Raw genomic sequence first — 12,921 nt, forward strand, 5'->3', positions numbered from 1 at the left:
AGCCGGATAGAACTCATACAAGGAGCAGAAATGCCGAACACCCTGACCGAGAACTTCGTCGAACAGTTCACACTGTGCAAGGTCACCGCAGACGAAACTATCGGCATCATCGCAGAACTCGGGCAGAAGGACGAGTACGTCGCCGCTGCGGTAGCTGCCGCCCGGCAACTCGGAGCCGGTGTGCTCGTCCTCCATGCCTCCAGCCTGTCCAACCCGAACCTCCCGCCCTACGTGGCCGACGGGCGGGAGGTCGCGCCGCTCCTGGCTGCTGCGGGCGAATGCGACTTCGTCGTCGATGTCACCGTCGGCGGGCTGATCCACTCCGACGTCCGCACCCGAATCACCGGCAACGGCAAGCGAATGCTGTTCGTCGCCGAGCCCAATGACGTACTCGAACGCTTGTCGGGCAACATCGACCTGCGCTCCGCGGTCGAAAGCGGCGGCAACCGTCTGCGCTCGGGAAGCACTCTCCGCGTCACCAATGACGCCGGCATGGATCTCACCGCCGATATCTCGGGCGAGGACCTGCCAATCACCCACCAGTGGGGGTACGTCGACGAACCCGGACGCTGGGACCACTGGCCCTCGGGTTTCGTCGCATGCTTCCCTCAGGACCGCACAGCGGAAGGCCGGATCGTCCTGCAACCGGGCGACGCCCTCATCCCGTGGCAACGCTACGTCCGCGACACCGTCACCCTCGAGGTGGAGAAGGGCTTCATCAAGAGCATCTCCGGAGAGGGTGCCGACGCGCATCTCCTCAACGACTACTTCGAGGCGTGGAACGACAGTGAGGTCTGGGCGCTGAGCCACATGGGCTGGGGCTTGCTCGAACGCGCCCGATGGTCCGCGTTCGATGTCTACGACCCCCGCACTCTGTACGGGCAGGAACTGCGTTCCACTGCCGGCAACTTCATGTGGTCCACCGGGTCGAATCGCTTCGCGGACCGCGAGACCCCGGCACACCTCGACATCCCGATGCGCGGCTGCACTGTCGAGATCGACGGCGTCGCGGTGGTCCGCGACGGCAAGCTTGTCACCGACTGACACATTCGACCCGAACCTGATCGATGAAGAAAGACGTGATCGACATGGACAAGAGCAGGATCGAAGCCGCTATTCTCGCGATGGCACGCGACAGCGATCTGCTGGCCGAGGTGAAAGCGGCACCGTCGCGCGCACCGGAACTGCTGGGCATCGAAGAGGAATGGGCGTCGACCATCCTCGCCGGTGATCGCGATCGGTTGCGGTCGATCGGCCTCGGCGACGGGTTGACGATTCTCGTCAGCCGCTGGTTCAATGACGACCTCGGTGACACCTCGAGTTCCGGCGGATTCGTGGTGGACGAGTCGATACCGCTGCCGACGCCGGATGTTCCGCGGAACCTGGTGTTCGCGGGAGGATGTTCCCATGTCCCGGATCTCCTGGCCCGGCCGGAAATCGATCCAGACGACGCGGTGGCTCGGCTGCTCGCCGGGTACGAAAAGCTGGCGACGGACATCGCCGCGGCGGATCCCGACGTCATCCTCGTTTCTGCGGACTGCCACTTCCAGAGCTTCGACACCGGCCACTTCGTGCTCGGCGTAGGTGAGGGGCACACCGGTTCGATGGAGTTCTTCAAGCGACCCGATCTGGGCCTCGACCTGACCGGACATCCCGAGTTCGCGCGGTCGCTCGTCGATGCGGTCCGGGCCGGCGGCCTCGAAGTGGAAGCGGCGCCACGCGTCGACCTCGACCACGGACTCGTCGTACCGCTGCGACTGCTCCTGCCCCGGCCCGATCTGCCGGTCATCCCGGTGATCACCCAGCCGGCCCGGAGCTTCTCGCCGTTCAATGCTCGACGGTTCGGTGAGGCGATGCGTGGCGCGATCGAGAGCTCCGGGCTCAAGGTTGCCTTCCTCGCCACGGGCGGACTGTCGCACTGGCTCGACCCGGGACATTTCGGCGGTGTTGACACCGAATTCGACACCTACATCCTGCAGTTGCTCCAGAGCGGTCGTGGCCTCGAGATGTGTTCGCTCGAACCCTTCCCGCTGCTCGAGCACGGCCAGTACGAAATCCTGAACTGGATGATCATGCTCGGCGTTGTCGGACCGGCTGTTCGAGGCAACGTCTATGCCTACGAGCCGATGGAGGCATCCGGCGGCGGCTGGACCGTGGTCGACATGGACCTCGAGGACGCGCGCGAGCGTTCCGGCGCATTGGTTTCCGAGGTGGGTCGGTCGTGATCACATCGCCTCGAACGCTGAAAGTGGGTGTGACCCAGTGGCATCCGACCACTGACATCGGGTCGAACCTGGAGAAGGCAGCCCGTGTGATCGAGCGCGCAGCAGCCGACGGAGCCTCCGTCGTGGTGCTGCCGGAGAACGGATTGATTCTGGGCACCAACGCCGAGATGCGTGAAGCCGCGTTGAGCGTGGACTCCACTCCGGTACTTGCACTGCGCGAGCAGGCGCGGCGCATCGGCGTCGTCATCGTGCTCGGCGGAATGAAGAACCGCACTGATGAAGGAATATTCAACTCCGCCGTAGTTATCGACGCCGAGGGCTCGGTCGTTGCGCGCTACGACAAGCTGCACCTCTTCGATGCCAACATCGACGGGCAGTCGTTCGAGGCGTCGTCGGTAGAGCAACCCGGTGACAGACTCGTCGTGGTCGAGATCGACGGGATCAGGGTGGGGCTGACAATCTGCTACGACGTCCGCTTTCCTGAACTGTTCCGTGCTCTCGCTGCGGCGGGCGCCGAGGTTCTGCTCGTTCCGGCGGCATTCACCCAGACCACGGGCGAAGCCCACTGGCATACGTTACTGCGGGCGCGGGCGATCGAGAATCACGCGTTCGTCGTCGCCCCGGCCACGGTGCATTCACCGACAACCGACTACACGGACGCTTTTGCCACCTACGGGCATGCGCTGGTGGTGGGGCCGTGGGGCGATATCCTCGCCGACCTCGGAGAATCGGCCGAGGGGGTGCAGGTCGTCGAACTCGACCTCGGTGAAGTCGAGCGTGCGCGCACGAAGCTGCCCGTCCTCTCCGGTCGGCGCGACCCGCGGGTCTACGCCGGTGAACCGGACGTCATTCGTATCCCGATCGAACAGAAGGAGCCGGCGCGATGACTGAACAGCATGGTCCACAGGATCTTCCTCGCGGTGTCGTCGATGCCGAGCCGTGGAACGGGGTCGGTAACGAGTTCACGGGTGTGCAGTTCCGGAAGGTGTCCACCCGGAACGGCGAACGCCTCGAAATCTACGTACCGAGGACGGAGGCACGGATCCTCCTGGATCCGATGGCGCTCGAGGTCCTTGCGGATCAGCAGCCGGAGTTCTTCACCGGACTCATCGCGACACGGCTCGGTTCAGCGGACCATTGACCGTGGTCGCTGCGAAGCAGGTCGGCAGCGACCCAGATGTGTCGGCGCCACGGCGGGGCGACACCGTCGATCGGACGTATTGCCTACTACGCGAGAGGATCCTGTCGGGGACATATCGCCCCGGCGTCAACCTGTCGCAGGTGCGTCTTGCCGAGGAGCTCGCCGTGTCGCGGACACCGTTGCGCGAAGCGCTGCGGCGGCTCGAGGCAGAGAACCTGGTGGTCAATCAGGCGAACCGCGGTGTGGTCGTTGCACCGATCCGGTTGCGTGATGTCGAGGATTCGTACTCGGCGCGGCTCCTGGTCGAGCCGGCTCTGATCTCGGCGGTACTGGACGAGGTCACCGATGCGGACGCCGATGCCATGGCGGCTGCGCTCGCCGACATGGAGGATTCCCGCATTTCGCCGCGCGATTTCCAATTGGCGCACTGGCGGTACCACCGGGTGATCCTCGACAGGTTTCCGAATGGAATGCAGGACGTGATCGAGTCCCACCTCACCGTGATCGACAGGCACCAACGAATGTATTTCGAACGGCCTGCCGCGGTGGGTGACATCACCACAACCGACACCCTGTTTCTCGATGCAATCCGCAACCGCGACGGCCTTCGGGCCAGGTCGGTACTCGAGTTCCACCTACTCGACACAGCGCTGGGAATGATCATGTCCATCGACACCGACCATGAGTTCGATTCCTTGACAACGACCTTGAAGGGAATGGGGATCACGCTTGATGATTTCGATCGGCTGCGTGCGGGCGAGTCCGCCCGAATCGGCTGGCGAGGTGACTCCGATGCCCCAGTGCTGGCAACAACCAATCTCGTCACGACCGCCGACTACCTGACGGCAGCGTCGTAGACACCCACCGAATCGAGGTAAACACAATGACTTCCAACTACCGCATCGGCATGATCGTGCCGAGTTCGAACACCACGATGGAGACGGAAATCCCGGCGATGCTCCGCGCGCGTGAGGAAATTCGTCCTGACCGGTTCACATTCCACTCTTCGAGGATGCGAATGCAGCACGTCACGCCCGAACAACTTGCGGCAATGGACGCCGATTCGCTGCGGTGTGCGGCCGAACTCGCCGACGCGCGCGTGGACGTCATGGCCTACGCCTGCCTGGTAGCGATCATGTCGCAGGGGCGCGGATATCACTCCGAGTCGGAATCGAAGTTGTCGGCGGTCGCGCGGCAGGAGAGTGGTACCGAGATTCCCGTCCTGTCCTCGGCCGGCGCTCTCACCGAGGCGCTGGCACATCTCGGCGTCAAGAACATCGCGGTCGTCACGCCGTACATGAAGCCGCTGACCGCCACTGTCTGCGACTACATCGAACACGAGGGCTTCAATGTAGTGGATTCGCTTTCGCTCGAGGTGCCCGACAATCTCGCGGTGGGACGACTCGATCCGCAAAACCTGCTCGAACACGTCCGGCGGGTCGATATCAGTGGGGCCGATGCGCTCGTGCTCAGTGCCTGCGTGCAGATGCCGTCGCTACCGGTCCTCGACGCCGTACAGCAGCAGTTCGATATTCCGGTGGTGTCGGCGGCTGCGGCAACCGCATGGCGGATTCTGAGCCGGCTCGGTCTCGACCCGGTGGTGCCCCGCGCTGGTGCGTTGCTCGCTCCCTGACCGCACCTACTCCTGCAGTTCCTCCGAAGCGCCGTCGGGCGCCTGTCGTCACATGGAGTCTCAGTGAAGTTTCCCGCGTTGTTCACACCCGGTCGGATCGGCGCTGTCGAGATCCCCAACCGAATCCTGAAATCACCGCAGAGTACTGCCACGTCCAATTCGGATGGGACCGTCAGCCAACGAACCGTCAACCACTATCGCCGGCTGGGTGAGGGCGGCGCGGGGCTGGTGATGGTCGAGTACAGCCATATCGACGACGATGCGTCGAAGGCCATCCACAACCAGCTCGGGAACTCCTGTCGCGAGCATGTCCCGGGTCTGGGGTGGTTGGCCGACGAGGTGCGCTCGACCGGTGCGAAGGTGGGACTGCAGATCGCGCACGGGGGTCGGCAGAAGTTTCTGGGCACCGCACCGATCAAATCGGCGACCGCCTCGTCCTGGTCCGACGTGGAAGGGCAGTACGGCGTGGTCCCGACGCCGATGACGGTCGAAGAAATCGATGCGGTCGTCAAGTCGTTCGGCGAGGCGGCGGCCCGGGCGTGGGCCGCCCGATTCGACCTGGTCGAAGTACATGCAGGCCACGGTTATCTCATCACCAATTTCTTGTCCCCCCACACGAACTGGCGCGACGACGAGTACGGTGGCAGCTTCGAGAACCGTGCACGACTGCTGTTGCGCATCGTGGATGAGATCCGGGCGTCGGTGCCGGAGAGCTTCCCGCTGAGCATCCGGTTGTCGGTGACCGATTACGAACCGGACGGGATCACCATCGAAGACACCGTCGAATTGTGCCGGCTTCTCGAAGCTCACGGTGTCGACGTGCTCCACTGCTCGGGTGGCCACCACGCCGGAATGGAGTGGGAGGTCAGCCCGTGGTACCAGGTGCGTGCGCCGCATCGGTGGGGGTGGGAGAAGATCAAGGAGGCAGTGACGATTCCGGTGATCGCGTCCGGCTCGCTCGTGACGCCCGAGGTCGCCGACGAGATCATCGCGTCCGGCTCCGCCGACTTCGTCTCGCTCGGCCGGGCGATGCTCGCAGATCCTGATTGGGCCCGGAAGGCAAGGGACGGTCGAGTTCTGGAGATTACCCCGTGCATTCGCTGTAATGACGGATGTTTGCACCGGGGGCTCAATCGCGGGCGCAGCGCCGGGTGCAGTGTCAATCCTCATGTCACCGAGGAAGGGCGGTTCGCGGTACTGGTGAGCGACACGCGCAAGCGAGTGGCCGTGGTCGGTGGTGGGCCCGCTGGCTTACGTAGCGCTGCGGTGCTCCACGATCGCGGCCACGACGTCACGGTGTTCGAACCCGGCGAGATCGGTGGTCTGCTGGCCCACGCACAGGCTTCGACGGTCAAGCAGGATCTGGCTGGACTGGTCCGTCACCTCGTGCATGAGGTCGAGCGCCGTGGAATTGTGATCGCAGCCGAGTATGCGGACGTCGAGAAGCTCACGACACAGGGCTTCGACACGGTGGTGGCCGCCACCGGCGCACCGTTACGTCGCGCAGACTTCCCGATTTCAACCGCGTCACCGGTGCTCTATGCGGGCGACGTCCGGGCAAGTCGACCGCTCATGGGGACGGTTGTGGTGGTCGGTGGTGGACTGCAGGGTTGCGAGGTGGCGCTGCGAGTTGCCGGCATGGACAGTGCCAAAGTGACGATCCTCGAGGCCGGGCCCCGGCTACTGGCGGGCGATGAGGTGTTCACCGATCAGGAGCGGCTACCCCTGTTTTTAGGTGCGGCGGGTGTCGATGTGCGTACCGGGGTGAGAGTCACGGCTGTGGACGATTCCGGTGTGCACGCGACCGGTGACGGCGTCGACGAATTCATACCTGCCGACACGGTGGTCCTGGCGCTCGGTCGGGTCGAGGCCGATACCCACTTCGTCACGAGCTTGCGCGATGCGGGTCTGGAAGTGAAGGTGGTCGGTTCGGCCGCCGCGCCGGGGAGAGTGTTCGACGCGATCCATTCAGCGTTCTTCACGGCACGTCTGGTGTGACCCGGATTCAGTATGGCGGTCGTAGGATCAGGTTCTGCGTCACACGGTCCGGCACGTCGACCTGTTCACCTGAGGTCCAGCGGATTTCGGCGGGCCGGTCGATGCGGCCGTCGGGATGGTGTGCAATCGCGATCTGTCGTCCTTCCATCGCGACGAGGAGGGCTTCGAACTGGTGGTCCGGGTCGGCGTCGAGCACGAGGCCGATCGCCGCGTCGATGAGGTGGAACTCCATGATGCGACGCACCTGTCCGGAGTCGCCGATCTTGACGGCGTTCACGAGGTCGGCGTCCAACTCGATGAAGTCGTCGGGTGTCCGCTGATGCGAGAGGTAGACACGCTGGTGCCGGTAGATCCTCATGTGCAGCTGGTCGATCAGCTGCCGGAAGTAGTTGGGGTACCGGCGCAGCGCCACATCGTGGAAGCGCTGGTGAGCCTCCTGAAACCGTCGGCTGTGGGCCCGATGGTCCTGCATCTCGTCGAGCAACAGCTCCATATCCGCGATGTCTGTCTCGGTGAGCTTTGATGAGACGGCAGCGATGGTCGGGGGTTCGACAAGTACGCGCAGGGCATAGCTCTGCTCGGTCTCCGAGTTCACGATGGGTGCGACGTGCATTCCCCGGTTCGCGTAGGCCACGACGAGCCCGTCCGATTCGAGGCGTTGGAGTGCTTCGCGCAACGGGGTGCGGCTCACCTCGAAGTCGGTCGCCAGCTGCTCCTGGGACATCCTCAGGCCTGGCTGATAAGTGCCGTCGATAATGCGTTCGCGCAGTGCGGCATACACATCGTCCACCGTTGTACCTGCGCGGACGCGTCCTGCCGTTGCCATGGATTCTCCGATCGAAGGTCACTCGAGCCGCTGCAATTTGCATACAGTTTTCCCAACGATACTGCGTATCGGTCTTCTTGTGTGCCGCTGAGCCATTGCCCGGGTCGAGATCCGGTGGCTCGCAGATTCCTCACCGGCACCCCTTGATCGGGGAGTGATTCCCGTTACACTCATTTTGAATCCATTTATGTATACAGTTTGGAGACCTACATGCCTGCACTGCCCTCGGTCTCATCCGACCGCAACGGTGGGATCGACCCCGACGAGAACTTCAGTACCACCGCGGTGCCCATTTCGGTACGACTCGGTCGGTGGCAGATCACCATGTCGTTCTGGTCATTGCTGAGTGCGATGGTGTGGCTGTTCTACGGTGCTCTCGCGGCGTCGCTGTACGGCACGATGAATGCCATCGGGGCGATCGTGCTCGCTGCGGTTGTGTACGGAGTGGCCAACATAGTGATGGTCCGCCTCGGAATCCGTTCCGGGCTCAACACGTATCTGCTGACCATCCCCATGTTCGGACGATGGGGCGCCTTGGTGACGTCACTTCTGATCGCTGCTACCACCTTGTACTACGCGCTTTTCGAGAGCAGCACCCTGGCAGTGGCGTTCCAGTCGTACTTCGGAATCGGAGACATCCGGATCTGGTACGCGGTGGTGGTGGTCGCGATGCTCCCCCTGATGCTCGGAAGCGTTCAATCCTGGATGGCCAAGCTCAACGGCTTACTGCTCCCGTTCTACGGTCTCGGCCTAGTCGCGACTCTTGTCGCCGCGTACATCAAATTCGGCGGCAATTCGGCGTGGCTCAACTTCACCGGCATCGTGCCGTCCGAGGCCCGGACACTTCCCGGCTGGGTTCTCGGGTTCGTTCTCTACATGGGCATTTTTATCACCATGCCGACGACCGTCGATTTCGCGCGGTTCGCTGACCGTCGGGACGAGAAGTTCCATGAGAATGTCACCTTCGGTTGGGTGTTCTATCTGATGCTTTTCGTGGTCAACGGCGTGGCCGGCATCTATCTGGTGCAGACGGTGTTGCCCAACGAGCCAGCCTCCGAAATCGGGGTCGTACAGGCAATCCTCGGCAGCCTTGGTCTTGCCGGTCTGCTCTTTATCGTGGTCTCTCAGACCAGGGTGAACACCTTGAACTACTACCAGTGCACCACCAACTTCGAACGAATCGTCAGCACGTTCACGGGTTTGCGCTTTCCCCGATTCGTATGGGTCATCGGCGTCTCGATCGCAGTCTTCCTGCTGATGCTCACCGATGTGTTCAGCTATGTACAGACGGCACTGAACTGGCAAGGCGTCCTGATCGTTGGCTGGGTCGGCATCGTGTTCACTCATGTCGTACTCAGCCGCACCGACCGCCGATACACCCTGGCGGAATCGGATTGCTCTCGTGCGCCCCAGCTTTCCTGGGGACTGGTGGCCTGGCTCGCGCCGTCCGTGATCGGCATAGTATTGATCGAGACACCCACTGTCCCAGCGATCCTGAACCAGTCGGCTCAGCTCATCGTCCTCGCGTTGTCGGTCGTGGCCTACGCCTCTGTGTACCTGCTGACTCGATCCTCACGACCGCGCTCCGGCCGGCCCACAGAGCCCACCCGGAAGGGCCCCGACCTGATTTCCGCGGCAGAGTGACCTGCATCGTTCAACTCAGGCCCTCGACGCGGTCCACCCTCGTACAACACCATTCGACTCCCTCGAGCGAACGAGCCGAATTTGCTTGCACGGCCTCTTTGGAAGGAACATCACGTGAAGGTCTACGGAATGGGGTGGGTCGGATCCCGCACCTCGAACTTCGAGCAAATGCGCGAATTCGTCGCGGATAAACTCGGACTCACCATGACCGTCGACCAGAAGAATGCGGTCGTCTTCTCATTCGCCGACGGAACGGCATTCGAGGTGTTCAAGCCGGTCGACACCGACCACTCGTTCTTCGACCATCCGGTGCCGGGCCTCATCGTCGACGACGTGTACGAGGTGCGAGCCGAACTCGAGGATCGGGGTGTGGACTTCATAGGCGAGGTACACAAAGGCGTCGAAGACTCCTGGGGTACGGCGTGGTCACATTTCCGTGCACCCGACGGCAATATCTATGCCTTGATCAGCCGGCCTGCGATGCACCCCACGAACACCGCACGTCGGTTCGACGAGATGCGGATCTGTTTGAAGGTCAACAACCTCGACGAGGCAGTGCGCGTCTACCGTGATGGTCTGGGAATGCCGATCGTCGACGAGTGGGTCCACCCGGGAGGCCAGCGCGGCGTGCTGTTCGGTGTGGCCCCGGCCGCGCTCGAACTGTTCGACGAGTCGCAGTGGGACTTCGTCGACGACGCGGAGACCGGAGTACGGCTCAACGCCGACCATGCCCTACGCATGGAGGTCTGCGACCACTCAGTGATCGAGGACCTCGCGCGGCGGCTCGAGGATGCCGGAGCCACACGCGCGGGCACGATCACCGACACGCCGTGGGAGCAGCGGTGCCTCCAGCTCATGACCGCGGAGACCGGGCAACTGACCCTGTTCACGCTGCCCGAGTCCGAGCGGGTCGTGCGAGAGCAGGCACGCGCGCGGCTCCCTTTCTGACATCGCCTCACCGAAACACCGACCCAGACCGCGCGACACACGCCGCAGCGGATCGACAAAGAATCGAGAAGAAATCTCATGGGTGCACTGGACAATCAGATCGTCGTATTTACTGGCGCCGGTGCCGGAATCGGCCGATCGGTCGTCACACGGTTCGTGGCCGAGGGCGCGCGCGTCGTCGCCGTCGACATCTCCGAGGGGGTCGTCGACGTCGCGGCCGAGCTCGGGGACGCGGTAGTACCCGTAGTCGCGAATGTTGCCACCTGGTCGGGCAACACGACTGCGGCGCAGACCGCGCTGGACACCTGGGGCAAGATCGATGTTTTCGTCGGCAACGCCGGTATCACCGACGGCGCGCGCGGTCTTGAGGACATCACAGGTGAGCAGCTACCCAAGGCGTTCGACGAGCTCTTCGGTGTCAACGTGCTCGCGCCGATGCTCGGCGTGCGGGCCTGTCTCGACGCACTCGTCGCATCACGAGGCAGCGTGATCCTCACCGGGTCGTTCGCGAGCACCAACGCAGCCGGAGGTGGCTCGCTGTACACCGCCTCCAAGCATGCCGTGCACGGTCTGATCCGCCAATTCGCGTACGAGTTCGCGCCGGACGTGCGCGTCAACGGTGTCGCGCCCGGTGTCGCCCCGACTCGGTTGCGCGGCACCGAATCGCTCGATCAGGCGATCACCGACTCGGTACTCGACGGGACCGATCGGGCGCTGCCGACCCAAGAGGTCGCGCCGGTCTCTGCCTACGACGGTGTATTCACGATGCTGGCATCGCGCGCCGAGTCGGCCGCGATGACGGGCACCCTGGTGTCCGTCGACAGCGGCCTGGCCATTCGCGGCATCGCCAAGCCGGGCGGACGGGTCGGTGCCCGATGACAGCGCTCGGTCTGACCGGCCGGGTCGCAGTGGTGACCGGCGCCCGCCGCGGTATCGGTGCCGCGATCGCCGCGGCGCTGCTCGATCATGGTGCGACCGTCGTCGTGTGTGCCCGCGACCCCAGGCAGGTGGAAGAGAAGGTGCACGAACTCGACAAGACGGCACCGGGCCGGGTGCGTGGGTGTGCAAGTGATCTGACAACTGCGCAGGGCCGGACTACACTGTTGCAGACGGTCGACGCGGTCGACATCCTGGTCAACAATGCCGGGGGATTCACCCGGCCGGTCGACACGCTCAACTCGACTCCGGACGAGTGGAACGGCCACCTTGCTGTCAATCTCACGGTGCCATTCCTGCTGTGCCAGTCGGTACTACCGGGAATGATCGAGCGCGGGTGGGGACGCATCGTCAACATCGGGTCGATCGTCACGACGGCTCCGCAGCGCGGCAACGCCATCGGTTATGTCGCCGCCAAATCCGGGCTCGTCGGGTTCACTCGCCAGCTTGCGCTCGAGGTCGCTGCCCACGGCGTTACGGCGAATGTGGTCAACCCCGGAACCATCGGAACCGAGCACCTCGCGGACTACTTCGCCGTGTCCGGAGGCGACGGCGAAGCTGCGATGACGAGTCGCATCCCGATGGGTCGGCTCGGCCGTCCCGACGAGATCGCGGGAGTGATCCCGTATCTCGTCTCCGATGCCGGTGGATTCATCACCGGTTCGGTCATCGACATCAACGGCGGCGCGGTTACAGCCTGACGCTGTAACCGCGCCCGGAAGAGATAGGAACAACGACATGGGATCCTTGGCAGGAAAAGTCGCTCTGGTCACCGGAGGTGCGAACGGAATCGGGCGCGCAGTCGTAGAGGGATTTCTCGAGGCCGGCGCACGGGTTGCGGTGCTGGATCGAGACGTCGACGCGTCGAAGCAGCTCGCGAGCGACCTCGGGTCGGACGCACATGTCACGATCGGCTCGGTCGAGACTCTTGCCGACAACCGGACCGCGGTCGCCGAGGCCGTCGACCGCTTCGGTCGGCTCGACATCTTCGTGGGGAACGCAGGCGTCGGCGCGGGCAATCTTCCGCTGTCGCAGATCCCACTGGACCGGCTCGAGGCAGCTGTGGACGAGATCTACGCGATCAATGTCAAGGGGTATCTCCTGGGCGCCCGTGCCGCACTACCCGAACTGCTACGCACCGGCGGCAACATCATCTTCTCGTGTTCGCTCGCGAGCTACCGCGCTGTCGACGACGGCGCGTTGTACGTGTCCACCAAGCATGCGAACCTGGGCATCGTGCGCGGACTGGCGTGGGAGTTCGCGCCGCACGTGCGTGTCAACGGCGTGGCAATCGGTGTTGCCCGCACGCGGATGGAAGGTCTGGCACATCTCGATCAGCAACCGATCGACGCGGTCCTGCCTGGAGCCGAAGAAGTCATACCACTCGGCTTCATCCCGGAGCCCGCGGACTACGCCGCTGCGTTCACTTACCTGGCATCGGATGCCGCCAAGATTGTGACCGGCGAATGCCTCTGGGCAGACAGTGGGTTCGGTATTCGAGGTATCGGAAGCCCTGCAGGCGGACGACATCTGCCCGCCGCGAACCTCGAGGTATGACACCGACGGAGAC

13 protein-coding genes are annotated in these 12,921 nt (G+C 63.7%); 12 read left to right on the forward strand and 1 reads right to left on the reverse strand.

Annotated elements, in window-relative coordinates:
• The first annotated feature begins 30 nt into the window (after window positions 1-30).
• The 7 genes from ACZ46K_RS06670 to ACZ46K_RS06700 all read left to right on the forward strand — a co-directional run bounded on the left by ACZ46K_RS06670 (window position 31) and on the right by ACZ46K_RS06700 (window position 6,997).
• Window positions 31-1,044, forward strand: coding sequence for a single stranded DNA-binding domain-containing protein (locus ACZ46K_RS06670; protein WP_464747284.1), 1,014 nt, complete (start codon window positions 31-33; stop codon window positions 1,042-1,044).
• Between the two features lie 44 nt (window positions 1,045-1,088).
• Window positions 1,089-2,225, forward strand: a complete 1,137-nt coding sequence (locus ACZ46K_RS06675) for a DODA-type extradiol aromatic ring-opening family dioxygenase (RefSeq protein ID WP_464747286.1) — start codon at window positions 1,089-1,091, stop codon at window positions 2,223-2,225.
• Window positions 2,222-3,112, forward strand: coding sequence for a carbon-nitrogen hydrolase family protein (locus ACZ46K_RS06680; RefSeq protein ID WP_464747288.1), 891 nt, complete (start codon window positions 2,222-2,224; stop codon window positions 3,110-3,112). Before ACZ46K_RS06675 ends, ACZ46K_RS06680 begins: the two co-directional genes overlap by 4 nt.
• Window positions 3,109-3,366 carry a hypothetical protein gene (locus ACZ46K_RS06685; RefSeq protein WP_054804878.1) on the forward strand — a complete coding sequence of 86 codons (258 nt, stop codon included), beginning with the start codon at window positions 3,109-3,111 and terminating at the stop codon, window positions 3,364-3,366. Before ACZ46K_RS06680 ends, ACZ46K_RS06685 begins: the two co-directional genes overlap by 4 nt.
• 2 nt (window positions 3,367-3,368) lie before the next feature.
• Window positions 3,369-4,223 (forward strand): GntR family transcriptional regulator, encoded by an 855-nt coding sequence (locus ACZ46K_RS06690; protein WP_464747290.1) that lies wholly within the window; start codon window positions 3,369-3,371, stop codon window positions 4,221-4,223.
• A gap of 26 nt (window positions 4,224-4,249) precedes the next feature.
• Window positions 4,250-4,999 carry a maleate cis-trans isomerase family protein gene (locus ACZ46K_RS06695; protein ID WP_054804877.1) on the forward strand — a complete coding sequence of 250 codons (750 nt, stop codon included), beginning with the start codon at window positions 4,250-4,252 and terminating at the stop codon, window positions 4,997-4,999.
• Window positions 5,000-5,062: 63 nt separating this feature from the next.
• Entirely contained in the window at window positions 5,063-6,997 is a 1,935-nt protein-coding gene (locus ACZ46K_RS06700) for an oxidoreductase (RefSeq protein ID WP_464747292.1), read from the forward strand.
• A gap of 7 nt (window positions 6,998-7,004) precedes the next feature.
• On the opposite strand, the gene ACZ46K_RS06705 is transcribed toward ACZ46K_RS06700, so the two are convergent.
• Window positions 7,005-7,823 (reverse strand): GntR family transcriptional regulator, encoded by an 819-nt coding sequence (locus tag ACZ46K_RS06705; RefSeq protein WP_054809633.1) that lies wholly within the window; start codon window positions 7,821-7,823, stop codon window positions 7,005-7,007.
• 210 nt (window positions 7,824-8,033) lie between these two features.
• Between ACZ46K_RS06705 and ACZ46K_RS06710 the strand changes: the two genes are divergently transcribed.
• From ACZ46K_RS06710 to ACZ46K_RS06730, 5 genes are all read left to right on the forward strand, one after another.
• Window positions 8,034-9,467 carry a purine-cytosine permease family protein gene (locus ACZ46K_RS06710; protein WP_464747294.1) on the forward strand — a complete coding sequence of 478 codons (1,434 nt, stop codon included), beginning with the start codon at window positions 8,034-8,036 and terminating at the stop codon, window positions 9,465-9,467.
• Window positions 9,468-9,581: 114 nt separating this feature from the next.
• Window positions 9,582-10,415, forward strand: a complete 834-nt coding sequence (locus ACZ46K_RS06715; RefSeq protein WP_054804874.1) for a VOC family protein — start codon at window positions 9,582-9,584, stop codon at window positions 10,413-10,415.
• Window positions 10,416-10,493: 78 nt separating this feature from the next.
• Window positions 10,494-11,294 (forward strand): SDR family NAD(P)-dependent oxidoreductase, encoded by an 801-nt coding sequence (locus tag ACZ46K_RS06720; RefSeq protein WP_464747296.1) that lies wholly within the window; start codon window positions 10,494-10,496, stop codon window positions 11,292-11,294.
• Window positions 11,291-12,052 (forward strand): SDR family NAD(P)-dependent oxidoreductase, encoded by a 762-nt coding sequence (locus ACZ46K_RS06725; RefSeq protein ID WP_054804873.1) that lies wholly within the window; start codon window positions 11,291-11,293, stop codon window positions 12,050-12,052. Before ACZ46K_RS06720 ends, ACZ46K_RS06725 begins: the two co-directional genes overlap by 4 nt.
• A gap of 37 nt (window positions 12,053-12,089) precedes the next feature.
• Window positions 12,090-12,908 carry an SDR family oxidoreductase gene (locus ACZ46K_RS06730; protein WP_054810440.1) on the forward strand — a complete coding sequence of 273 codons (819 nt, stop codon included), beginning with the start codon at window positions 12,090-12,092 and terminating at the stop codon, window positions 12,906-12,908.
• Window positions 12,909-12,921 lie beyond the last annotated feature (13 nt).

The sequence above is a fragment of the Rhodococcus sp. JCM 9793 genome, assembly GCF_055380405.1.

What these genes read in the sequence shown, in the direction of transcription:
- ACZ46K_RS06730 (WP_054810440.1), top strand. Translation starts at nt 12,090, where the DNA reads ATGGGATCCTTGGCAGGAAAAGTCGCTCTGGTCACCGGAGGTGCGAAC.
- ACZ46K_RS06670 (WP_464747284.1), top strand. Translation starts at nt 31, where the DNA reads ATGCCGAACACCCTGACCGAGAACTTCGTCGAACAGTTCACACTGTGC.
- ACZ46K_RS06695 (WP_054804877.1), top strand. Translation starts at nt 4,250, where the DNA reads ATGACTTCCAACTACCGCATCGGCATGATCGTGCCGAGTTCGAACACC.
- ACZ46K_RS06720 (WP_464747296.1), top strand. Translation starts at nt 10,494, where the DNA reads ATGGGTGCACTGGACAATCAGATCGTCGTATTTACTGGCGCCGGTGCC.
- ACZ46K_RS06685 (WP_054804878.1), top strand. Translation starts at nt 3,109, where the DNA reads ATGACTGAACAGCATGGTCCACAGGATCTTCCTCGCGGTGTCGTCGAT.
- ACZ46K_RS06675 (WP_464747286.1), top strand. Translation starts at nt 1,089, where the DNA reads ATGGACAAGAGCAGGATCGAAGCCGCTATTCTCGCGATGGCACGCGAC.
- ACZ46K_RS06710 (WP_464747294.1), top strand. Translation starts at nt 8,034, where the DNA reads ATGCCTGCACTGCCCTCGGTCTCATCCGACCGCAACGGTGGGATCGAC.
- ACZ46K_RS06705 (WP_054809633.1), bottom strand. Translation starts at nt 7,823, where the DNA reads ATGGCAACGGCAGGACGCGTCCGCGCAGGTACAACGGTGGACGATGTG.
- ACZ46K_RS06725 (WP_054804873.1), top strand. Translation starts at nt 11,291, where the DNA reads ATGACAGCGCTCGGTCTGACCGGCCGGGTCGCAGTGGTGACCGGCGCC.